Source organism: Alteromonas sp. R7 (assembly GCF_055755235.1).
The window spans coordinates 575,645-598,870 of record NZ_JBVTQX010000001.1 but is presented as its reverse complement, the minus strand read 5'-3'; the positions used below and the strand labels follow the sequence as shown (position 1 = coordinate 598,870).

Genomic DNA, 23,226 nt, shown 5'->3' with positions numbered 1-23,226 from the left:
TAATACCTATTGAGACGCAGGGCCAAATACAGAGGCAGCCAAGCTGTTCGCCACAACAGAAGATTTACCCGCCACTTTCCCACATCCTCTGATAATGAATACATGGCAATTGACGTTACTTCCACCAATCACGTTACTCGAGCCTCGACAAGCCTGCTCTCTGATAAACGCAGTGCGCGACCAACTCTTTGACGAGGCCTCACTTTGATACGTGCCATCCACCACATGTCTGTCACCAACAGCAAGGCCGCCTTCAGTCATATATCTGTCAGTCCACTCCCCGTCATCGAAACAGCTCATTGAATCTGCTTCAGGGTCAAACACGTTACCCTGCCGAGCTTCCGAGAGCGGGTCTGTCTTATTCGGGTCGGTAAGTAGGGTTTCATCTTCAGATTCAAAGAAAACGCCCGCGATCGCTGCTTCAGCAGCATCAAAAGCCAAACCACTTTGCTGCATAGACACTGCCATTTTAGACTGAGACAAGCTACTGGTTACCGCGCTTACCCCTAAAACAGTGATTGAAAGCAACACAAGAAGTGCGAATACCATCACTAAGCCTTGTTGTTTCATCGCGAACTCCTGACAAAATTTTTCATATTTCGAAGTGCCAACGTTTTTGAGAACACTTGATAATAATGGGCCGTGTCCATCGTTTTAGATGCTTCGTTTAACAGCGCATATTTCTGAGACTGTGTTTGTCTCACTTCATTTTGATAGCTTTTAAGCATTAGCGCCCAGCGCAGTGACACAACTTGTTGATTAAGCGCCCTTAAATCTTCAATTTCATCTGCGGTTACATACGAAACAGCTTGCCCTTGAGAATTGGTAATGCTGCTTGAAACGCCGAACTGCACTTGGAAACTTTCGACGTTATCGAGCAATGTTACGGTAAGGGGCGACACTGTCTGCACCTTTAGGCCACGAAGTACCCGACCATCATATCCTGTGCACTTAAGTGTACTGCCGCTTACAAAGTAGTGATTAACAACGTGAAACTCGAGACCGCCATAGCCGTGCTGGTTTCCAGTACAATCTTCGTCACTTAGTAGGCTCACAACCAGCTTATCACTGCCGCCACTAGAGGTTTGTATGCTGCCTAGTGTAGCGTTGGTAGCGAAATCCCCTGCTACAGCGATGGGGTGATTTTCCACATAGGCCGCTTCGGCAACGATATCAACGGATGTATCCACATCCGCGACTATCTGATCATAACGGCCGACTTCATAGAATTCTGCTGAGAGGCGAGCCATGATAAAGCGGCCTGACTCTTGTACTTGAGCCACGGCTTGATTGAGCTTATTCGTCACGCTACTACTGACGAGCACTTGAATAATCGCGCCTGATATCACTAACCCCAGCGTTAACGTAATCATTAACTCGACAAGGGAGAAACCCTGCTGTGGGCGGTGGCGACGTGCATTCATAATGTAATGTCCTTAAACACACATGCGTTACTGTCACCTTCAGATTCGTTACATCGCGCATTAAGGGTATAGGTCTGATTTCCCGAAGAAGCGACAGGCCACGTCAACAACACTTCTACACGAGAACCTGCACTACAGCTGTAAATATCTGCCGTATTGTTGTCGTCACACGATACCGACACTTTAGTTTGAGGATTGGTTTGTACTGCTGAGCACGATAGCGCCCAACCATCGTACTCAGCCATCTGTGCTTCAGTACAGGCCTGGCCTTCGCAATTTGGGATCCCTGCCGGCCTTGCCAGACAGTAGCAGTGATAAGGGTGAGACGAGCCAGAACAACTTAACGTGGCAAAATTATAGGTATCGCTAGAGAAGTACGCATTGTTGACTACCATGCCGTCTCCCACTGTTGCTGGGCGAGCGGCGGCTCTCAATCGTTCTGCAACTTGTGCTGCCACCATCTCGGCCTGAGTTCGGCTTATTGCGTCTTTATTGGCAAAAGAGCCCGTAAACTGGAGCGCAGCAACACCCAGTAAGCCCACAGCTAATATAAATAAGGTGATTAAGATCTCTATAAGACCTGCACCGTGTTGTGCGCGAATATGACTTCCCTTCACTCGCTTCATTATCACCTTTTCAGCAATCATCTTTTTTGCCATATACCTAACATTCAAATTGGTGTTATCACCAATGTAGTATAGTAAGACAAAAGCGTATAACACTGGGTATCAATGGTTATTAAAACGTATAATTTTCTGTGACCTGTACTAGCAAGCAAGTACAGGGCAGACTGTTCAACCATTTTATCTTTAAAGTAACCGGCTCTAAAAGGTAAGCGAGCTATAACACCGCTTTACGATGTACGTTTACGGTATAAAAGGCGCTACCTCAAAGCCGAACCGTGTAGCCTGTTCATGTTAAAATACCCTGTTCTAAAGGTATTATTATCCATTCGCAACTTGTTGAATTTCCAGTAGACAAAAGCATAAAAAAACACCGCAACTAAGTGCGGTGTTTTTTATTTTGATAGTGAGGATAAATTAAACGACCTGCTTAACACGCAGCTCTTTAGGTACAGCAAATTCCACATTCTCTTCGCGTCCAGCACGCTCAGAAGCTGAAACAGCACCCCACGCTTTGAGCTTGTTTACCACACCTTGCACTAACACTTCCGGTGCAGACGCGCCTGCAGTAACGCCAATATGCTCTACACCTTCTAGCCATTCCTCTTGAATGCAATTAGCGTCAGCAATCAAATACGCTTTTGCGCCAATTTTTTCAGCCAACTCGCGAAGACGGTTCGAGTTTGAGCTATTCTGTGCCCCAACAACCAGTAAAACCTGACAATCTTGGGCTAGGTCACGCACCGCGTCTTGGCGATTCTGCGTGGCATAGCAAATGTCGTCTTTTCTCGGACCATTGATTTTGGGGAACTTAGCGCGAAGTGCGTCAATAACATCGGCGGTATCATCAACAGACAGCGTAGTTTGGCTACAATAATAAAGATTGGTCGGATCTTTAACTTCAAGCGTTGCCACATCAGCTTCAGATTCAACTAAATAAATACCGCCATCTTCGTTGCTGTACTGACCCATGGTGCCCTCTACTTCAGGGTGACCAGCATGACCAATCAAGATACATTCAGTGCCCGTTTTGCTAGCGCGGGTAACTTCCATATGTACTTTCGTCACTAAGGGGCACGTGGCATCAAAGACCTTTAAACCGCGATTTTCCGCTTCTTTTCTTACCGCTTGTGATACGCCATGGGCAGAAAATATTACTATGCTGTCGTCTGGTACTTCGTGAAGCTCATCAACAAATAGCGCACCACGCTCACGTAGCCCATCTACCACAAATTTATTGTGTACCACTTCGTGGCGTACATAAATGGGCGGCTCGAACATTTCAAGCGCGCGTTCAACGATGGTGATAGCTCTATCAACGCCCGCGCAGAAGCCACGAGGGTTAGCTAAATGAATTTGCATAACTAGTTTCCACCTTGTGCTGACACGCCAGGTTTAACATCAATAATTTCAACGTCAAAGATAACCGTTTGCCCTGCTAGCGGATGATTGAAATCTACCGTAACAGAGTCTCCAGCAGCACTTCGAATAATACCCGGAATCTCTGAACCATCAGGCTGAGCAAAGGCTAAAATCATGCCTTCCTCAACTTGCAAGTCTGCACCAAAGCGGCTTCTATCCATATAGTGAATATTATTCGGATCAGACTGGCCGAATGCATCTTCAGGGCCTAATTTAAATGACTTTTTGTCACCTTTCTTAAGCCCAAGTAAACACGCTTCAAAATTCGGCGTAAGGCTACCGTCACCCATCACCATTTTGGCAGGTTTGTTGTTTACACGAGTACTGTCAGCGGCAGAGCCATCTTCTAGCTTTAAATCAAAGTGAAGAATAACTTCGTTGTCAGCACCAATTATCAATGAGTCTGTCATAACCTTTCCGAATACTACTTAATGGTTTCGCTATTGTCAGCGGCACTGGCTCGCGCGTCTGCACCATTTCCTTCACTTTTTTTGTCGCCATTTTTAAACATGTCGATAATAAGTAAAGCTGCGCCTATAAATATTGCGCTGTCAGCAATGTTAAACGCTGGCCAGTGGTAATTGTTTACGTAAAAATCTAAAAAGTCGATGACATAACCATGGACTAAACGGTCGTAAACGTTACCTAGTGCACCACCTAGAATAAAGGCAAACGCAACGGGCAGCATTTTTTGCGAACGGGGTGACTGCTTCAGCCACCACAAAATCACTACACTTACCACGACAGCAATGGCAGTGAAGAACCAGCGCTGCCAACCACCTGCATTTTCTAAAAAACTAAATGCGGCGCCGTAATTATGTACGTAAGTAAAGTTAAAAAACGGCAATACCTGTATCGACTGATACAAAGACATATTGTCGATAACCGTGTACTTACTCCATTGGTCGAGGATAAACGCAATTGCGCTTATCCACAAAAAACGCAAGCCTGTTTCGCGAAAAAGCTTAAGCATAGTGGCGTTCTTCTCCATCACCGTCAATGTTTGTCACACAGCGACCACAAAGCTCTTCGTGACCTTCATGTGAGCCTACATCTTCACGGTGATGCCAGCAGCGAACACACTTTTCACCGCTTGCTTTATCAACGCTCAACCATAAACCTTCAACGTCTGTGGCTTTCGCATCAGACGGTGCACTGTCAACTTTCGTTAGCGTAACGCCTGATGTAATAAGTACGAAGCGTAGCTCGTCTTCAAGCTTTGCCAGTACGTTGTACAACGACTCGGTAGCATAAAGCGAAATGCTTGCTTCTAGTGAGCCACCTAGCTTGCCATCTTTACGCGCCTGCTCCATTGCTTGGTTGGCCGCGTCTTTAACGCTTAACACTTGATGCCAAAGGGCATCGTTAAACGTATCGCTTTGCGTGAAGTTATTAAACCCTTCGTACCAGGTTTCAGTGAATACAAACTCGCTGCGCTCACCTGGTAACGTTTCCCAGATTTCTTGAGCAGTAAAGCTGGTAATCGGCGCCATCCAGCGAACCAATGCTTCAATGATATGATACATGGCCGTTTGGCATGAACGACGGGCTAGCCCATCTGCTTTAGCTGTGTACTGGCGGTCTTTAATCACGTCTAAATAGAATGAGCCCAGCTCAATTGAGCAGAAGTGCGTAAGCTTCTGTGACACTACCAGCAAGTCGTAGTTGTCATACGCTTCGATAAGCTCTTCTTGAAGAGCCTTAGCACGAGCAACAATCCAGCGGTCAAGCGCGACCATATCTTCTTCTGCAACCGCATCTTCAACCGAGAAACCGTTCAGGTTCGCTAGCAAGAAGCGTGCAGTGTTACGTACGCGGCGGTAGCCATCTGCAGCACGCTTTAAGATTTCATCCGATACCGCAATCTCGCCGCGATAGTCAGTAGATGCTACCCATAGACGAAGGATGTCTGCGCCTAATTTGTTAGTGACTTCCTGAGGCGCCACAACGTTACCTACCGACTTCGACATTTTTCTGCCGTGGGCATCTACCGTAAAGCCGTGTGTTAGCACTTCTTTATAAGGCGCGTGACCGTGCATGGCAGTTGATGACATAAGCGAAGACATAAACCAACCACGATGCTGGTCAGAACCTTCAAGATATAAATCGGCAGAGGCCGGAATGTCATCGCGACGATCGACAACGAAGTAATGCGTTACACCCGAGTCGAACCAAACGTCTAGGGTATCGGTCACTTTTTCATAGTTGTCTAATTCGCTACCAAGCAGGGCTGCATCGTCGAGATCCCACCACGCTTGAATGCCTTTAGCTTCAACTTCTTGTGCCACCTTTTCCATTAACGCCGCAGACTCTGGGTGGATTTCACCGGTAAGTTTGTGCACATACAAAGGAATAGGCACGCCCCACGTACGTTGACGAGAGATACACCAATCTGGACGGCCTTCAACCATTTTCTCAATGCGGTTTTGGCCCCAGTCCGGGATCCATTTGGTTTGCTTAATTTGTTCAAGTGATTCAGCGCGAAGGCCTTTTTTATCCATGCTTACAAACCACTGAGGCGTAGCGCGGAAGATGATTGGCGTTTTGTGGCGCCAGCAATGCGGGTAGCTGTGCTCGTATTTTACGTTTAGGACAAGGTTACCCTTCTCTTTTACCGTTTCGATAATTTCATCGTTGGCTTTAAATACAAACTGACCTGCAAACAGCGGTGTGTTTTCAAGGTACACGCCATTGTTGCCTACCGGATTGTACACTTCGATATCGTATTGCTTGCCCACGTTAAAGTCGTCAACACCATGAGCTGGCGCTGTGTGTACACAACCTGTACCAGATTCAGTCGTAACGTGGTCGCCTAGAATTAACGGAACTTCAAGGTCTAAGAATGGGTGATTAACTTTAAGCTTATCAAGCGCAGCACCAGTACAGGTTGCCACTTCACGGAAATCTTCAACGCCGTAACGGTTCATGCAGCTTTCAAGCAGGTCCTGCGCTACCACTAGCCATTCATTTGAAGGCTGAACTTCAACAATCGCATAGGTAAGCTCTGGGTGTAAGCTGATTGCACGGTTGGCTGGCAGTGTCCACGGTGTGGTAGTCCAAATAACTACACCTGCTTTGTGTGTGGTTAAATCATCTTCAGACACACCAAACGCTTCTGCAATAGCAGCCACATCAGCTACTGGGAACTTAACGTCAATTGCCGGTGATACTTTGTCTTTGTATTCCACTTCTGCTTCAGCAAGTGCCGAACCACAATCTGTACACCAGTGAACAGGTTTGAAGCCCTTTTCTAAGTGACCAGAGTCTACAATTTTACTTAATGCACGAATGATGTCGGCTTCAGATTTGAAGTCCATCGTTTTGTATGGGTTATCCCATTCACCAAACACACCTAAGCGTTTAAAATCAGCCATTTGGCCGTCAATTTGCTTTTGTGCGTATTCGCGACACTTCTGGCGAAATTCAGCCGCAGTAACTTTCTTACCTGGCTTACCAACTTTCTTTTCTACCATCAATTCAATCGGCAAACCGTGACAGTCCCATCCAGGAACGTACGGAGAATCGAAGTCAGAAAGGTTTTTCGACTTTACAATAATGTCTTTGAGAATTTTGTTAACCGCGTGACCAATGTGAATATCGCCATTTGCATAAGGAGGGCCATCGTGAAGAATAAATGGCTTTTTGCCTTTTTTCGCTTCACGAATTTTGCTGTATACCCCTTTTTCCTGCCAGTCTTTAAGCATTTTCGGCTCGCGCTGAGCAAGGTTACCGCGCATAGGAAACGCAGTTTCTGGAAGGTTCAGTGTGGCTTTGTAATCACTCATAAAATTGTATTATCCGGTTACCTTAATTTTCACCCAATGCACTAACACATTGTGAAGGCGATATTCATTTTGCGATGTTCAAATTAAAACGCTGAATGTAAAAGGTTCAACGTAAAACTGTGTGTCGTTCTTACTAGCGCAAGGCTGACATTATATGTTCTAGCACAGCGACTTACTTACGCGTTTCGCGAACAAGGATCCACGTTTAAAAAATCAAGCTCAATAAAATTAATATGCGCAGAAACTTTTCGTGACTTTATCACGTTTAACTATGCTAATAACAGACGCGCTTGTGCTGCATCTGCTTGAATTTGATCTTTCAACGCTTCAAAAGAATCAAATTTAATTTCATCTCTTATTTTTGCCATCGGAAACACCGTAATGGGCTTGCCGTAAAGGTCAGATGACAAATCAAAAATATGGACTTCTAACTGATTTCTTACCCCGTTAACAGTAGGACGGGTACCAATGTTCGCAACGCCGTTATAGTGTTTTCCATCTACGTCGACACGAACTGCGAACACGCCGTGAATTGGCGTTTTTTGACGTTTTAGCATGACATTCGCGGTGGGAAAACCAATGGTGCGACCTTTTTTCTCGCCGTGAACCACCCTACCGTGAATAGCAAACGGGCGCCCTAGCATTTCGGTAGACAGACCAAAGTCGCTGTCAGCCAACGCTTCTCGCACCGCGGTAGAGCTTATTCGATGGGCATGCATGGTAAAGCTGTGGGTGCTTACTACTTCGAAACCGTATTGGCGACCTGCCGCCTCAAGCATTTCGAAATCCCCTTTGCGGCCATTGCCAAAACGGAAATCGTCACCAACAACAAGAAATTTAACACCCAGTTTATCCACCAGTAAATCGTGGACGAAGGTATCGGCACTTTGCTTAGCAAACTCCGCGTTAAATCGCACAGCAAGCAGCCTGTCGACACCTTGTTGGCGCAGCAACTCGTACTTTTCGCGAAGAGGGCTTATACGCGCTGGTGCTTTATCAGGCATAAAGACTTCTTCAGGCTGAGGTTCGAACACCATTACGGTGGCAGGAAGTGATAGCGATTTCGCTTTTTCAAGCACGTTAGCCAACACAGCTTGATGACCACGGTGTACGCCGTCGAACTTGCCAATAGTGAGCACACACCCTTTATGGTGCGGTTTTACATTATTTAGCCCGCGGATAAATTCCACTGTTAGCCACTACCTTTTAACTGCTAGAAAATCAAAGCTCGCGATTATAGCCGACCGCGAGCACAATACCAAGCACACGGGCCATTCTGACTCCATGCGCTATTTCGCATCTATTGAATACTAATCGCCGCCGCTTCTGAAATGTCTGGGTCGCATGCCCAGCACCACCATGGTGGTCACAAACAATATAACCGACAGCGAAATGGTTATTCCTACCTCTACCATTTGGACGGGAAGAGACAATTCAAAGAAAGCTAATCCTTGATCGCGATAATAAATAAGCCCGCCCATGGCAGCACTTGCAATAACCACACGGGCAATAAACAAAACCGATGTGCGGCTTAACGCAAATACACCTTGTCTATGCAGTGTTATATAAAGCAAAGCGGCGTTAAGCGTAGCTGACATACTGGTAGCGACAGCAAGCCCTACATAACCAAACGGAATCGCTAAAATAAGGTTAAACACCATGTTTGCGACCATGCACCAAATACCAAACTTCACGGGCGTCTTAGTATCTTGACGGGAATAGAACCCTGGCGCGAGAATTTTTACCAGCATAAAGCTGAGCAAGCCAAACGAATACGCAGTAAGCGAGTAAGACGCCATAATGGCGGTTTCGGCGGTAAACGCACCGCGCTGAAAAATAACGGTTAGAATAGGCCTTGCCATCACGCCAAGCCCTACTGCCGCGGGTATGCCCAACAAACACACCATGCGAAACGCCCAATCTATATTCGCAGCAAACGCTTTGGGATTGTTACTCACGTGATTTCGGGAAAGCGTAGGTAAAATGACCGTTGCGATGGCAATACCAAACAACCCTAGGGGAAATTCAAGCAGCCTGTCAGAATAGTACAACCAGCTTATTGAACCGGTAACTAAAAAGCTGGCGATGAAGGTATCAAACAACAAGTTGATTTGCCCTACTGACACACCGAACAAGGCAGGGATCATCAGGGTGCGTACTTTTACCACGTTTTCGTCATGCCAGCCCCACTTTGGCTTTACCAAAAGCCCCGCCCTGAACAAAAACGGTAGTTGAAACAAGAACTGTACAATACCGCCGATAAACACCCCCCACGCTAGCGCGTATGCGGGTTGCTCCAGCGTAGGTGCTAAGTATATTGCGCATGCAATTATACATACATTAAGTAAAACCGGAGTGAAAGCGGCAACCGCAAATTTATTGAGCGTATTGAGTATTGCCCCAGCCAACCCAGTCAGAGAGATAAACGCCAAGTAAGGAAAGGTAATTTTTAACATGGTCGACGCGAGCACAAACTTATCTCCGGCCTCGTCCCCTTCAAGCCACGCCACAAACCACCCTGTTCCGAATAAAGCCGCCAAAACAGGAGATGCAATAACCCCTATAATAGATACCACAAAAACAATAGCGCCTAATGTACCACTGACTTTTGCAACGAACTCTCTAAGCTGCTTTTTATCGTCGTTCTCATGCACTTCAGTTAGTACCGGAATAAACGCTTGCGCAAATGCGCCTTCAGCGAATAGACGACGAAGAAAATTAGGAATTTTGTTAGCAAAGAAAAATACGTCAGCGGCTGCCCCATCGCCCATAAGCTTGGCAACAACAACATCACGTACCAGTCCTAATACTCGTGAGACCAAGGTCATAACACTGACGATAAGACCAGATTTTATTAACTTCCGTGACACGTCACACTTCCAATAAGAGATAAAGAATAGGCTGAATAGCAGAAGCCATTTGAAGGATAATCGAAGGCATTTGCTAAGCGTAAAGCGGCAACGCTAAGTTGCAGGCGAGTCATAATAGCGAAAGGCTATGATAGGTGAAACGATTTATTCAAAATAGTTGTGCATCTTTAACAACTTTCTTGTTATAATCCGCGCCCGATATGGGGTGCTAGCGTTTATGCATGTCTATCGCTTAAATGTCTTGAAAGAATATCGCTACGAATCTCTTTCAAAAAATGTCGCAGAGAAATGTCGCAAAGAATGTGCAACGTGTTGAGCATACTTTGTGTTCAATAGCTTGCGCGTTTTAACGCGGAACGATTTAAGTTTTAAATCGTTTGACATTTGGGCGTTTGATAGGCACAATCCGCACCCTCGTTTTTGACATGAATTTATTTTGGGAGTTACACCTTGGCTAACATTAAGTCTGCTAAGAAGCGTGCAATCCAAGCCGAAAAGCGTCGTCAGCACAACGCTAGCCGTCGTTCAATGACTCGTACAAGCATCAAGAAAGTTATCGCTGCAATTGCAAGCGGTGACAAAGAAGCGGCACAAGCTGCACTTACTGCTGCTACTCCAGTACTTGACAGAATGGCTACTAAAGGCTTGATTCACAAGAACAAAGCTGCTCGTCATAAGAGCCGTCTAGCTGCACAAATCAAAGCACTAGGTTAATCTTTACGATTAGTAGTTAAAAAAGCGCCCTTCGGCGCTTTTTTTGTATCTGTAATCGACGCTAATTAGCATGGGTTACTGATTTCAAATTTAGACTTAAAGGCATAAAGCCCACCACTAGGCGAGCTCTGTTACAGTCTTTGCGGTGTGTTCACATCCCAGCTATCCGCTTATCAGCTCATTTTTCTTATTGAGCTTGCCGGTGCAATACGCATGATCCAGTGAAGGATGGCCCAAGGCCAGCTTGGCACAAACGCATTCGCTTTTTCTTTATTGATTGCATTGACCATCGCGCGACAGCCCACATCGGTATCAACAATAAACGGTACTTTCTCTACTTTTTCGTTTATTTCGCTGCGAATAAAACCGGGGTGAATACAGGTGACGTTAATCGGCGTATTCATTACATCCATTCGAATACCTTCTGTCATAGACGTAAGCCCTGCTTTTGTAGCTGCATAAACTGTCATAGCACGCCTAAACCCGCGCACCGCGCTTATAGATGAAATCGTCACAAGATGACCACTATTTTGTGCCCTAAAGATAGCCATTGCCGCTTCACATTGTGCTAGCGCCGACACAAAGTTAGTCACCGCCGTTTGCTTGTTAGCGTGGAAATACCCAGTACCAATCGACGCGCCCTTGCCCATTCCTGCGTTCACAATGACTCTATCAAGGGTTCCCATGTCGGCTTTGAATGCGTCGAACACTTCAAACACCGCATCGTGATCATTGACATCCAGCGAGCGAATATACACATCAATGTTTGGGTTAATTGAATGCAATTCTTCTTTCAATTTTTCTAAATTCTCAAAGCGTCTTGCGCATAGGGCTAGGTTACAACCCTGTTTGGCAAACTCAATCGCCATTCCCTTGCCTAGGCCTGAACTCGCGCCTGTGATCAGAATATTGCGTCTTGTTGTCATTATCGTTTTCCTGATGCTTTTATGGCCTTATTACAACGCCACATTAAGTAATGAATGAAGATCCAAAAGTTCTTAAACGCTGGATTATTGGTTTGCTTGTGGTGGTATCGATAGTAGATTTGCTGGGCAATACCGGCTAAACGGAAAAGCCCGTATACCTCGTAAAAGGTAAAATCATCTACATCTATTTCCATCTCTTTGCAGTAGTATGCAACCACCTGCTTTCGAGTTAGCATACCGGGTAAGTGAGTAGGCTGGCGGCGCGTTGATTGGGCCAAAAAGTCATCATCCGGTTGTACCCAATACGCCAAGGTATTACCCAAGTCCATAAGCGGGTCGCCCAAGGTCGCCAGTTCCCAGTCCAATACACCGATAATTTGCGTATAGTTATCTGGCTTTAACACCACGTTGTCGAATCGGAAGTCATTGTGGGTAATACATATGCGTTCATTAGCAGGCATGTTATTTTCTAGCCAGCGCATTATTTTTTTACCCGAGGGGACGTTCCAGGTTTTTGCTTTACTATAGCGTTCGCTCCACCCGCTTATTTGGCGTTCTATGTAGCCAGCACCTTTACCTAAGTGCTCAAGCCCCGCTTTCTTATAATCCACTTTATGAAGCTCGATTAAGCTATCAAGTACATTAGTGCAGAGCTGTTTGGTTTGCTGCTCAGACGTGTTTAAGCCTTTGGGTAAGTTCTTACGTGGTATCACGCCGGTAAACTTCTCCATTACGTAAAACTCTGTGCCTATAACGCTCTTGTCTTCACAAAGTCCAAGCATTTCTGGCACATAGCGGTAAACAGGCTTTAACGCATGCTGTAATCGAAACTCCCGCCCCATATCGTGAGCCCCTTTGGCTTTAGTACCTGCCGGTGCCCGACGCAAAATTAACGACGTTTGTTCGCTCTGGTTTTGTTTACTGCCTTGATAGTCCAAGCAGTACGTCCAATTAGACGCGCCCCCAGAATACTGGGTGACTTGAGGCAAGCTATCGCTACTTTGTATCATGGCCTTCAATGATGGATTCGAGGCACTAATATTTTCCTTAAGCCAATTGTGTACAGCGCTCACGTCTAGCTCTTCGCCTGCACGTACGCTGTCAGCTTTATCTACGACCTGTTGTTGCATATCTCAATCTTCTTGTAATTCTGTTTCAAAGGGCCTATTCAAAGTGCTAACTCACAATCTTTGGCTAGAAGATACTTCTGTTTGTGCCTGTACAAGAGCAGCTCGACAATTATCTTCAGATAGCTTGGCGACAAACACAGGTGAGCGCGTTTCCGTTTTACCTAATTTTGCTTTAAATTTGCTTTAAATTTGCTTTTCCATTGCACGCTTCATCATCTTCGTTTGATTGAGCATATTTTTGATATAACGCTGGGTTGGCAGCAGCTTCTTTAACAGGAAAGCGCGTTTACCCAGTTTATGGGTAAGAATAAGAAACTGCTTTTTACCGACTTGCTGAAATATGGACTCAGCCACGTCTTCTTTCGTCATGTCTGCTTTGGCAAAGAACTTATTGAGCATTTTGTGCGACGCTGGGTTGCTGCTTCGCATCGACTCATCTAAATTCGTTTTGAAGAAGCTTGGACAAACTACACTAACGTCAATATTGTCAGGTGCTAATTCCAACTTCATGGTTTCAGAAAACGACACGACTGCAGCTTTAACCGCGTTATAACTTCCCATATAAGGAATAGGCGTTAGCCCCGCTTGCGATGCAATATTAATGAAATAGCCACCGCCTTGCTCTCGCATTAACGGTAAGAGTGCACGACTGACTCTCACCATGCCTAACACATTAATATCAAACACCCACTGCCATTGCTCAATGCTCTCATCTAAAAGGCTGCCACCAGAAGCAACACCCGCATTGTTAAACACAGTGTCAACACCGCCCCAGCGAGTTTCCAAGGTGTTCGCTAACGTTTGAACATCATTTTCAGAGGTTATATCGCAATGGATGTAAAACGCATTGGCACCTTGGGCGGATAGCGTATTTACTGTTTCATCGCCTCTTTCTTGGTTAATATCGGCAATGCAAATATCTAACCCCTCGTCTTTGCCTGCCCACTTTTCCGCCCACTTAAGGGCAATGGCCTGACCTAAGCCGGTAGCGCCACCGGTAATCAATACGCGCATGATGTGTTTCCTAACTGTTCTTGTTTCATTATTCTTGTATCGGCGTTTATGTTTAGTTGCGCTTTATTGTGTTAAGCGCTAATCAGTACTTCACTATTCTCTCGAATTGACCGCCTTATCAATCCAATCAAACTGATTCCGTCTTTTGCAGTGATACTGATGGCTGTTCGTTACGCATTTTACGTTTTGCCCACAGGGCCAATAGTGCGGGCCCAATGTACATTGCAACGCCATATACACCAGGTGCAATCGCGTAATCAGGCGCACCTAAAAAGGTAATACATATCAGCATTGCAAGCGCCGCGTTTTGCACGCCTATTTCAATGGCCAGCGTGAGCGAGTCTTTAAATGCTAGGTTTGAAAGCTTAGCAAGCCCGAGCCCTAGCAATACCGATGATAAATTTAACGTTAAGCAAACCAAAAATGCGCTTTCAAAGGACGCGGCTAAATTGTTTCTTTCTGAAACCAGCACGCCCACAATCATGAGCAACATGAAGTACATAGAAAACTTCCGAAAGAAGTTTTCAGTTTTAGTGGCAAACCTGCTGTTAAAGCGACGAATGGTCATGCCTAACGTGACCGGTACAATTGATATACCAACCAGCCCGATCACTGTTTGAATAATAGAAAAGTCTGGCGCGTTTTCTTTTACAAAGTAATCAAGAGCAAATTGAATGATAAAGGGCGTTGAGAAAACGCAAGCGATGGTAGAAATAGCAGTTAAGCTTACTGAAAGGGCCAGATTTGCTTTTGCGATGTGGCTGATTAAATTACTGGTCGTGCCGCCTGGGCATGCCGCTAAAACCATGACACCAACCGCAATATAATCGGGTAGACCAAAAACAAAGCACAGCCCTAGCGCCAACATAGGCAGCAATATAATTTGCCCTATAAAACCCGTTATAACTGCTTTAGGTGCTTTAAGTAGTCGGGCAAAATCAGCAAGGGTTAGCGTTAGCCCCATACCAAACATAACAAATGCCAACGCTAGAGGTAACAACACCTCGGTAAGTACAGATGCCTGCATGCACACGCCCCTTACAAAAGAAGCCTCTATAAAAGAAACCTTTTATTAACATTTAAGCCAGTGTACCCTGTTTAATAATAAATAAAAATGATGCCTTATTATGGAAACCCATAAATAGTATGCATGGAAAACTAGACCTAAATTTGTTTGTTGTGCTGCGCGCGGTCTACGATCACAGCAGCATTACGAAAGCCGCCAACGCACTACATATTACTCAGCCTGCGGTGAGTCACGCCTTAGGTCGTCTGCGAGAGAAGTTTGATGACCCGCTGTTTATTCGTCATGGACGACAAGTCGTGCCTACCCCATTTTGCCAAGGCATTATTGCATCGGTTGTGAAATCAATCGAAACCCTTGAAAGTACGTTAAAAGGTAAAGTGGGCTTTGATATAAGTGATAAACCCCGTCAGGTGAACCTTGGCTTAAGAGATGTTTTAGAATCTATATTTTTTCCCGTGCTTATTCCTGAGCTTGTTATACATACTCCCAATATCACGGTGAATAGCAGACAGGTTACCTGGCCCGAGCTAGCTCCCGCGTTAGCCGCTAAAGAGCTTGATATCGTAATTGACGCATTAGTTCCCACCAGCCGTGACATTCGTTCACAGTTTATCTGCGAAGAAACGTTTGTCGTGGTATGCGCGCCTTGCAATAGCTACGTAGACAACCCGAGTATCAAGAGCTACTCAGTTGCACAGCATGCACTTGTATCTTTAAAAGACTCTAAATTAGATACGGTAGATCTAGCCCTTGCTCAGCACAATTTACATCGCAACATCGCATTGCAGTGCGAACACTACTTTGCCGCCGTTAATGTAGTTAGCCAATGCGATCTTTTGCTGACCATGCCAACGCGATTCGCGCAACAATTCAGTAATAAATTCGATATCGAAATTCTGCCCCTACCATTTGACGTCCCCCCACTCCCCGTACACATGTACTGGCATAAACACGCCGATGAAGACTTAGTGAATGTATGGATGCGAGATAGGCTTTTAGACGTGTCGAATAAGTTGGGATTGTAGCGCGTATTTGTGTTGCTGTAACACAATGGTCAAGCAAGCGTCACGGTAGTGTCAATTTGCAAATCTATAGTGACGGTTCAAGGCATCGCTTTGGGAAACCGCTATGAAAAAGACACACTATCGAACACTTTGGCTTTCAGATATCCATTTAGGAAATCGCGACTGCAAAGCTGAATACTTACTATCCTTTCTTGATAGCATCACTGTAGACACCCTCTATTTGGTGGGTGATATTGTTGATATGTGGCAAATGACCAAGCAATTTCGCTGGCCACAGGCGCATAATCAAGTCATGCACAAATTCATGCAAATGAGTCAAGACGGGACGCGAGTGGTGTACTTACCCGGCAACCACGATGAACCAATTCAGTCATATTCTGGTATGGCATTCGGTGATATAGAAATAGAACGAGAGTTGGTTCACACCACGGTACAAGGGAAGCGTTATTTAGTCTTACATGGCGATCAGTTCGATGGCGATGTAACCATGGGCAAATTCCATGCGTGGATTGGCGATAAAGGTTACGACCTTTTGCTTTTTCTAAATAGAGAGTTTAATCGCCTACGCGCGTGGCGCAAGCGAGAATACTGGTCACTTGCGGGCTATATTAAAAAACACATTAAAGGAGCGAATGAAGCCATCGCCCGTTATCGAGAAGCATGCTGCAGGCGCGCCGATGAAATGGGGCTCGACGGTGTAGTGTGTGGCCATATTCATCACCCTGAAAGCAGCTTTGAAAACGGCATTCACTACATTAATGATGGGGACTGGATAGAAAACTGCAGTGCACTGTCAGAAGACGTGAACGGTAACTTATCTCTTATTCATTACCTTGATTCATTAGAGTCAGCCACCGTAACACCAATTACAACCAAAACCTCTCGCTCAGAAGCAGCATAGCTGGCATTACACAAATGGGGCTGTAACGGCCCCTGACTATTGCTATTCACCAAGCAACAGGTTAATTCCAACCCCATCCATCAAGGTTAGAGCCTGCTGACCTGTGCCTCATATCATAGATTAACAGGTCATAGTTACAACTTTTTAACACTGTCAAATAACTGCCATGAAACTGTGTGAAAAGCGTCACATTGCCCTGCTATTGTTCGCCAAAACCGGAAGAGAAACAGGTTCTATGTTTACTGTAAATGACGTACTGAACAAGCATTACCCTCAAGTAGCAAATAACCCCATTCTATTTAAGTCGCTGTCTTTCGTATTAAGGCACCTTCTTCACGAACGTGAAATTACCGAATTTGGTGAAACCTATCCGCATTACGAAGATATCGATTTCGTAGAGCAAGTGCTTGAATATTTTAATATCAGCTACTCCACCCGCGATGTAGAAAAAGAACGCATTCCAAGTGAAGGTAGAGTGGTGATTATTGCTAACCATCCGATTGGCTCACTCGACGCACTTGCGCTTATAAAGCTGGTTAGTGAAGTACGTCACGACTTGAAAGTGGTCGCCAATGAAATGCTTATGGCCATTGAACCGCTTCACGATATGCTGTTACCCGTAAACAATATGCAGGGAGGCACACCAAAACAGCATTTATCGGCAATTCAAAAACACCTTAACAGCGACGGCGCCATATTGATTTTTCCTGCAGGTGAAGTGTCTCGATTACGCCCGCAAGGTGTTCGCGACACCAGATGGCACACAGGTTTTTTACGCATTGCAAAGCAAGCAAAAGCACCGATATTGCCGGTTTATATAGACGCGAAAAATAGCCCGCTTTTTTACGGCGTTTCCATGGTATACAAGCCATTAGCCACCGCGCTGCTCGTTAAAGAGATGTTCAAACAGCGTAAGAAGCATTTACCTATGCGCATTGGCGAACTTATTCCATTTGAAGCGTACCAACAAACCAATATACCGCTAAAAGAACAGGTAAAACTGTTTAAACGCCATCTATATCGCATTGGCAGCAACAAGAAAGGCGTATTTGAAACACAAGCTTCCATTGCCATGCCAGAAGACAGAAAAGAACTGGCCCGTGCGATGCGAGACTGTGAACATTTAGGTGAAACTGGCGACGGAAAATCTATTTACCTATACCAACACAAAAGCTGCTCACCGATTATGCGAGAGATTGGCCGCCTGCGCGAAGTGGCGTTTCGAGCCGTGGGCGAAGGTACCAACAAGCGTAGAGACATCGATCAGTACGACTCCCACTATTATCACCTTGTACTTTGGGATGACAACGATTTAGAAATTGTGGGTGCCTACCGCTTTGGCGATGCTGAGCTTTTGACAGCGCCAGACCACCCTACCGGGCTATACTCTGCGACCTTATTTAATTACGGTAAGGACAACGATAAACTCTTCAAAGAAGGCTTAGAGTTAGGACGAAGTTTTGTGCAGCCTCGCTACTGGGGAAAACGCAGCTTAGATTATTTGTGGTTTGGTATTGGGGCATTTTTGAGCCGCTACCCAAAGTATCGCTATCTGTTTGGTGCGGTGTCACTCAGTAATGCCTACCCTGAACCCGCTAAAGATTTATTGGTACAATTCTATTCCACGTACTTCCCTGCCAAGTTTGGCGAAGCGACCTGCAAGCGACCTTATCAAATGGCGAACGACGCGTTACATCAATTTACAGGTAACGATTACAAGGCAGAATTTACGCAGCTAAAGCATTTACTGGCTAACATGGGCGTAAACGTACCAACGCTGTATAAACAGTATTCTGAAGTGGCTAAAGACGGCGGGGTGGCATTTTTAGGCTTTAATGTCGACCCAGATTTTAACGACTGTATCGACGGACTGGTGGTGGTTGACATGCAAACACTTACTGAGAAAAAGCGCAAACGCTATCTAACCGATATTCAGCTTAAAGCCACAGCCTAAGCGAAGAGGGAGCTTCTGACAAACGCTCCCTTTCTCATTCTACAGCCTTCCGCTTTACTGAAAATTTCAGAAGTCGTTATCGCTCGCCAACATACTTAAGAATGTCAGTATAAATATCTTCAAGAGTGAGCAAATCAGACACATGAATGTGTTCGTTTATTTGATGAATGGTGGTGTTTGGCACACCCACTTCAACCACTTGTGTGTGCTCACTAGCAAAGAAACGCCCGTCAGAGGTACCACCAGATGTACTGATAATAGGATAGCGCCCTGTAGCGCTCTTTATCGCTTTTTCTACGCAGGCAATTAAGCAGTGCTCCGCATTACTCTTGGGCTTGCTCAAGTAAGCTTCACAGGGTCTTGAAAAGCTAACTTCGGCTTCCGTATCAATGTTATTGATAATACTGCGCAGCAATACCGATAAACTGTTTTGATTAAACTGCCACGAATATCTGACATTAAACTCTATACGAACTGCACCAGGCACTATGTTATCAGTGAAGCTTCCCGTATCCATATGTGTTATTTGAAGCGAAGTACCAGGAAAATCATCACTCCCCTCGTCAAATGGGTGCTGTGTTAGCGCATTAATCACGTTACTCGCTTTGTGGATAGCATTTACCGCAGTCTTTGGATAAGCCACGTGACCTTGCTTTCCTGCAATATGGATAGTGCCGGAAAGTGAGCCTCTGCGTCCAATCTTAATCGTATCGCCGGTTGATGCAGATGCAGAAGGTTCACCGACTAGGCACATATCAAGCTGGACATTTTTAGATGCCAAATACTCAGCTATCCATTTAGAGCCCCACTCCGCCTCCCCTTCTTCATCACTGGTGATTAGCCACCAGAAAGAGACCTTTTCCTTATCTAACGAGGTAATGGTTCGCTCTGTGGCCGCTAGCATGGCTGCGATGCCTGTTTTCATATCGGCAGCACCACGTCCATATAATTTATTTTTGCTAATTACGGGACTAAAAGGCGGTGACTTCCACTTATCAAGAGGACCTGGGGGCACTACATCAGTATGGCCGCTAAATGCAAAGTGATTCGGGCCCTGCCCCCACCTGGCGATGAGGTTGCTCACACCATTAATTGTGTATTTTTCACAAAAGAAACCGAGCTTTTCGAGCTTGTATATCAGGTAACTTTGGCAACCAGCGTCCTGTGGGGTAATCGACGCTCTTGCCATAAGCACTTCGGCAAAATAAATACTGCGAGCTGGCGCTATGGAAGGTAAAGGCTGAATTGACATGCATAAGAAACCTTTATGAAACGTGAGTCTATTACACAAATGTAAAGTGACACGGCAATAACAGATTTACGACAATGCCATGACAGCGGACAAAGTAACCTGAAGCTAAAAATAATAAAGGGTGATAACAAGGAAGGCGACAATGGGTGAGTTGGCGACTAGGACTGGCTCGTTAAGATTTGTCTAAATCAACGCGCGTTGTTATAACTAGAACATAACTTAAAGAAAGGCATTACTGTGTTAAAAATCATTGTTTTAATACCCCTTATTTTGTCACTACTCTGGTTTGGCTATTTACAAGCCAACAAATACACTCTGGAGCAAGGCAAGCAAGGGTTTCTGTACATATTCGTGTTATCTGGTGTTATTGCGGCATTTTATACACTGATGCTGTTCTTAACGAACTAACGCACTTCAAACAAACACCCAATCACTGTGTTGTATAAAAAAAGCCAGCATCTATGAAAGAGGCTGGCTTTTTAGTAATTACCGGTGTCACTGCTAGTCGCAGCGACAGCTTTTACGCAGCAGTGCTTATAGCGTCTGTGAGATAGTCACTTCTGCATTTGCGCGAAGCGCATCAATATATTGTTGATAAACGCGCTGGCCTTGTACCTGAGCAAGGCGCTGCTTCAGGCTTTCACCCAACTCATTCTCAAGCTCTGGTGCTGCGTTAACGTTTTCAAGCATAACAACAGCAACGTCACCGTTTACCGTTGTTGCAACATCAACTTTATCTTCGCCTTCAAGGGCAAGAGAGAAAAGCGTGTCAACGAGTGCACGTGCAAGTGTACCGCCCGCTCTCGGAACAGCAGCTGCTGTCTCCCAAGACACAGACTTTTCAGCTAGCTCGCTTTCAACGCTTTCTCCAGCACGCACTTTTTGTGCGATATCAAACGCCCAAGCTTCTGCAGCTTCTTTTGACTTTTCAGCCTTAACAGAGGCTTCGATGCCTTCGCGTACTTCTTCAAGAGATTGAGTACGCTGAGGCTGATGCTCAATAACACGCGCAACAACAACGGTTTCGTCGTCTAGTTCTATAATATCGCTATTAAGCCCTTCATCAATAAGTTCAGAAGAGAAAGCAACGTCTAGTAAACCAGGGAAGCTTAGATCAGCAGGTGCGGTGTTGCGACTAAATACCACTGACTCTTGCACAGGCAAATCAACCGCGTTCGCTGCATCTTCTAGCGTATCAGGTACTTCAAACGCAATTTCAGCTAACGTATTTTGAAGCTCAAAGTACTTTTCCATAGCCGCGTCATAAAGAAGCGTATCGCGAATCTCACCCGCTACTTCATCGAAAGATTTAACTTGTGCTTCTTTTAAGTCTGTTAACTTGATGATGTGAAAACCAAACTCGGTTTCAACTACGTCGGATACATCGCCAACATTTTGTAAAGCAAAAGCTGCTTCATCAAACGCTGGGTCCATCATTTCTGGTGTAATGAAGTCTAAGTCACCACCGTTTTCGGCAGAGAATGTGTCATCAGAGTTTGCTTCTGCAAGAGCCGCAAAGTCTGCACCGTTGTCGAGTTCTGCTTTTAATGATTCTGCTTTTGCTTTCGCTGCATCGGCATCATCGCCCGCTTCGATAAGAATATGAGAAACACGGCGCTCTTCTTCTTTGCCGTAGCTTCCCAGGTTATTTTCGTAGTACGTGCGAACCGCTTCTTCATCAACCGAAACGCGATCTTTCAAGTCATCGACACTTAACTTAACGTAAGCAAGTTTAACCTGCTCGTCAGTATCGAAAGAGGCGATGTTGTTATTATAAAAAGCTTCAACATCCGCATCTGTCACTTCGATTGAGCCGGCGAACTCATCAGAGCTCACTAGCACGTATTTCGCATCACGAGTTTGGCGCTGTAGCGCATTCGCTTGCTGTACTTCACCGTCCAACGCAAATGAAGAATTCGTTAGCGCTGCAGCCAACTGGTTTTGTGTCATTTGAACGCGCAGATAATCACGGAAATCGGCTACTTGAAAACCGTTTTGACGAAGAATGGCTTGGAAACGTTCGTTATCGAACTGACCACCAAACTGGAATTCAGGCATTTGTGTTATGGTTTCGCGAATTTGTTTATCACTTACGCGCAATCCCATGTCCGTCGCTTGTTGCTGAATTAATTTTTCAGCAATAAGTCTGTCCAGTACATTTCTTCTGAAATCTGCGAGGTATTGCTCACTAGAGAAAAGCTGTGCGATGCTTTCGCCGTATTGTGACTCCATTTGTGCACGCTGATTCTGATATGCACGCTCTAGTTCTTGTGCCGAAATTTCTTCGCCATTAACAGTAGCTACTGCAGTAGTACCTGATGATGTTAGGTAGCTACCTACACCTGCGAATACGAAACTTAAAACGATAAGCGCGATAATCGCCATCGCCCATGGGCCTTGAGAACCTTCTCTGATTCTTTCTAGCATGATTGTTCTTCAACTCCGTTGCTTACTACAGTTACCTCAATCCATCACAAATCCGTGAGTGCGAGATAAAATAAGCGCTGATTATAACCCAATGCTGCCGAATATAAACGACCAAAACACACTATTTGTACTGTCTTTCGTTAAGTTCGAACGTTGCGAGGACATGTATAAAACTCATCAAGCCTCGTAGGGTTATTTCTACTCTTAAAATATTGGGGTCAGAGTCATTACTTTGACCCCAATATTGAATTCTTTGTTTTAGAAATAAAAAAGGCGATGGACTAGCCATCGCCTTTTTCTATAATTTTTGTGCTTAGTTACAAGCGTCTTTCAGTGCTTTACCAGCTTTGAAAGATGGAACTTTCGCTGCTGAAATCTGAATAGTCTCACCAGTTTGTGGGTTGCGGCCACTGCGAGCTGAACGTTCGCGAACTGAGAAAGTACCAAAGCCTACTAGTGCAACTTGGTCGCCGTCTTTAAGCGCCGCAGTTACTGAGTCAGTGAATGCGTCAAGAGCGCGGCCAGCAGCTGCTTTAGAAATGTCTGCACCAGCAGCGATTTGGTCGATAAGTTGAGACTTGTTCACAATTATGATCCCCTTCGATTGTTATTATACTGTTTGTCCAAAACGATTTTGCTTGAACGTTATAGCAAGCTTGATTGTTAACATCAAGCTTCAGTCACAAATAATTAACTTTATTAATGAATCGCTGCAATCCCTTTTGTGGCAAG

20 protein-coding genes are annotated in these 23,226 nt (G+C 45.2%); 4 read left to right on the top strand and 16 right to left on the bottom strand.

Features of this window, described 5'->3' with window-relative positions; translation table 11 throughout:
- Window positions 1–6: 6 nt before the first annotated feature.
- From AC0J2X_RS02530 to murJ, 9 genes are all read right to left on the bottom strand, one after another.
- Window positions 7–570 carry a PilX N-terminal domain-containing pilus assembly protein gene (locus AC0J2X_RS02530; RefSeq protein ID WP_014950125.1) on the bottom strand — a complete coding sequence of 188 codons (564 nt, stop codon included), beginning with the start codon at window positions 568–570 and terminating at the stop codon, window positions 7–9.
- Window positions 567–1,424, bottom strand: coding sequence for a PilW family protein (locus tag AC0J2X_RS02525; RefSeq protein ID WP_014950126.1), 858 nt, complete (start codon window positions 1,422–1,424; stop codon window positions 567–569). The genes AC0J2X_RS02530 and AC0J2X_RS02525 overlap by 4 nt, the downstream gene beginning before the upstream one ends.
- On the bottom strand, window positions 1,421–2,071 hold the full coding sequence (locus AC0J2X_RS02520) for a PilV family protein (RefSeq protein WP_080589202.1): 651 nt from the start codon (window positions 2,069–2,071) through the stop codon (window positions 1,421–1,423). The genes AC0J2X_RS02525 and AC0J2X_RS02520 overlap by 4 nt, the downstream gene beginning before the upstream one ends.
- Window positions 2,072–2,464: 393 nt before the next feature.
- Window positions 2,465–3,409: a 4-hydroxy-3-methylbut-2-enyl diphosphate reductase gene (gene ispH, locus AC0J2X_RS02515; protein WP_014977011.1), complete on the bottom strand. Its 945-nt coding sequence runs from the start codon at window positions 3,407–3,409 to the stop codon at window positions 2,465–2,467.
- Window positions 3,410–3,411: 2 nt separating this feature from the next.
- Entirely contained in the window at window positions 3,412–3,879 is a 468-nt protein-coding gene (gene fkpB, locus AC0J2X_RS02510; RefSeq protein WP_014950129.1) for an FKBP-type peptidyl-prolyl cis-trans isomerase, read from the bottom strand.
- 14 nt (window positions 3,880–3,893) lie between these two features.
- The gene (lspA, locus tag AC0J2X_RS02505; RefSeq protein WP_069944616.1) at window positions 3,894–4,442 is read right to left on the bottom strand and encodes a signal peptidase II; all 549 of its coding nucleotides are present in this window, start codon (window positions 4,440–4,442) and stop codon (window positions 3,894–3,896) included.
- Entirely contained in the window at window positions 4,435–7,254 is a 2,820-nt protein-coding gene (gene ileS, locus AC0J2X_RS02500; RefSeq protein WP_069944617.1) for an isoleucine--tRNA ligase, read from the bottom strand. The genes lspA and ileS overlap by 8 nt, the downstream gene beginning before the upstream one ends.
- A gap of 269 nt (window positions 7,255–7,523) precedes the next feature.
- Window positions 7,524–8,444: a bifunctional riboflavin kinase/FAD synthetase gene (gene ribF, locus AC0J2X_RS02495; RefSeq protein ID WP_014950132.1), complete on the bottom strand. Its 921-nt coding sequence runs from the start codon at window positions 8,442–8,444 to the stop codon at window positions 7,524–7,526.
- 120 nt (window positions 8,445–8,564) lie between these two features.
- The gene (gene murJ, locus AC0J2X_RS02490) at window positions 8,565–10,124 is read right to left on the bottom strand and encodes a murein biosynthesis integral membrane protein MurJ (RefSeq protein ID WP_061486160.1); all 1,560 of its coding nucleotides are present in this window, start codon (window positions 10,122–10,124) and stop codon (window positions 8,565–8,567) included.
- Window positions 10,125–10,574: 450 nt separating this feature from the next.
- Between murJ and rpsT the strand changes: the two genes are divergently transcribed.
- Window positions 10,575–10,838, top strand: coding sequence for a 30S ribosomal protein S20 (gene rpsT / locus AC0J2X_RS02485; protein WP_014950134.1), 264 nt, complete (start codon window positions 10,575–10,577; stop codon window positions 10,836–10,838).
- Window positions 10,839–11,011: 173 nt separating this feature from the next.
- Here rpsT and AC0J2X_RS02480 read toward each other — a convergent pair whose 3' ends face one another.
- From AC0J2X_RS02480 to AC0J2X_RS02465, 4 genes are all read right to left on the bottom strand, one after another.
- Window positions 11,012–11,764: an SDR family oxidoreductase gene (locus tag AC0J2X_RS02480; protein ID WP_061486161.1), complete on the bottom strand. Its 753-nt coding sequence runs from the start codon at window positions 11,762–11,764 to the stop codon at window positions 11,012–11,014.
- Window positions 11,764–12,894, bottom strand: coding sequence for a phosphotransferase family protein (locus AC0J2X_RS02475; protein WP_061486162.1), 1,131 nt, complete (start codon window positions 12,892–12,894; stop codon window positions 11,764–11,766). Before AC0J2X_RS02475 ends, AC0J2X_RS02480 begins: the two co-directional genes overlap by 1 nt.
- 183 nt (window positions 12,895–13,077) lie before the next feature.
- Window positions 13,078–13,908 carry an SDR family oxidoreductase gene (locus tag AC0J2X_RS02470; protein WP_061486163.1) on the bottom strand — a complete coding sequence of 277 codons (831 nt, stop codon included), beginning with the start codon at window positions 13,906–13,908 and terminating at the stop codon, window positions 13,078–13,080.
- 127 nt (window positions 13,909–14,035) lie between these two features.
- Window positions 14,036–14,935, bottom strand: a complete 900-nt coding sequence (locus AC0J2X_RS02465) for a bile acid:sodium symporter family protein (RefSeq protein ID WP_061486164.1) — start codon at window positions 14,933–14,935, stop codon at window positions 14,036–14,038.
- A 119-nt stretch (window positions 14,936–15,054) separates the two neighbouring features.
- Here AC0J2X_RS02465 and AC0J2X_RS02460 point away from each other — a divergent pair, with 119 nt between their 5' ends.
- The 3 genes from AC0J2X_RS02460 (at window position 15,055) to olsF (ending at window position 18,815) form a co-directional block, all read left to right on the top strand.
- Window positions 15,055–15,960, top strand: a complete 906-nt coding sequence (locus AC0J2X_RS02460; RefSeq protein WP_061486165.1) for a LysR family transcriptional regulator — start codon at window positions 15,055–15,057, stop codon at window positions 15,958–15,960.
- A 103-nt stretch (window positions 15,961–16,063) separates the two neighbouring features.
- Window positions 16,064–16,861, top strand: a complete 798-nt coding sequence (locus AC0J2X_RS02455) for a UDP-2,3-diacylglucosamine diphosphatase (protein WP_061486166.1) — start codon at window positions 16,064–16,066, stop codon at window positions 16,859–16,861.
- Window positions 16,862–17,096: 235 nt separating this feature from the next.
- Window positions 17,097–18,815: a bifunctional ornithine lipid synthase OlsF gene (gene olsF / locus AC0J2X_RS02450; protein ID WP_044583878.1), complete on the top strand. Its 1,719-nt coding sequence runs from the start codon at window positions 17,097–17,099 to the stop codon at window positions 18,813–18,815.
- 76 nt (window positions 18,816–18,891) lie between these two features.
- On the opposite strand, the gene dapE is transcribed toward olsF, so the two are convergent.
- From dapE to hupB, 3 genes are all read right to left on the bottom strand, one after another.
- Window positions 18,892–20,067: a succinyl-diaminopimelate desuccinylase gene (dapE, locus tag AC0J2X_RS02445; RefSeq protein WP_061486167.1), complete on the bottom strand. Its 1,176-nt coding sequence runs from the start codon at window positions 20,065–20,067 to the stop codon at window positions 18,892–18,894.
- Between the two features lie 534 nt (window positions 20,068–20,601).
- Window positions 20,602–22,494: a SurA N-terminal domain-containing protein gene (locus tag AC0J2X_RS02440; protein WP_049586561.1), complete on the bottom strand. Its 1,893-nt coding sequence runs from the start codon at window positions 22,492–22,494 to the stop codon at window positions 20,602–20,604.
- A gap of 313 nt (window positions 22,495–22,807) precedes the next feature.
- Window positions 22,808–23,080: a nucleoid-associated protein HU-beta gene (gene hupB / locus AC0J2X_RS02435; protein ID WP_012518978.1), complete on the bottom strand. Its 273-nt coding sequence runs from the start codon at window positions 23,078–23,080 to the stop codon at window positions 22,808–22,810.
- Window positions 23,081–23,226: the final 146 nt, after the last annotated feature.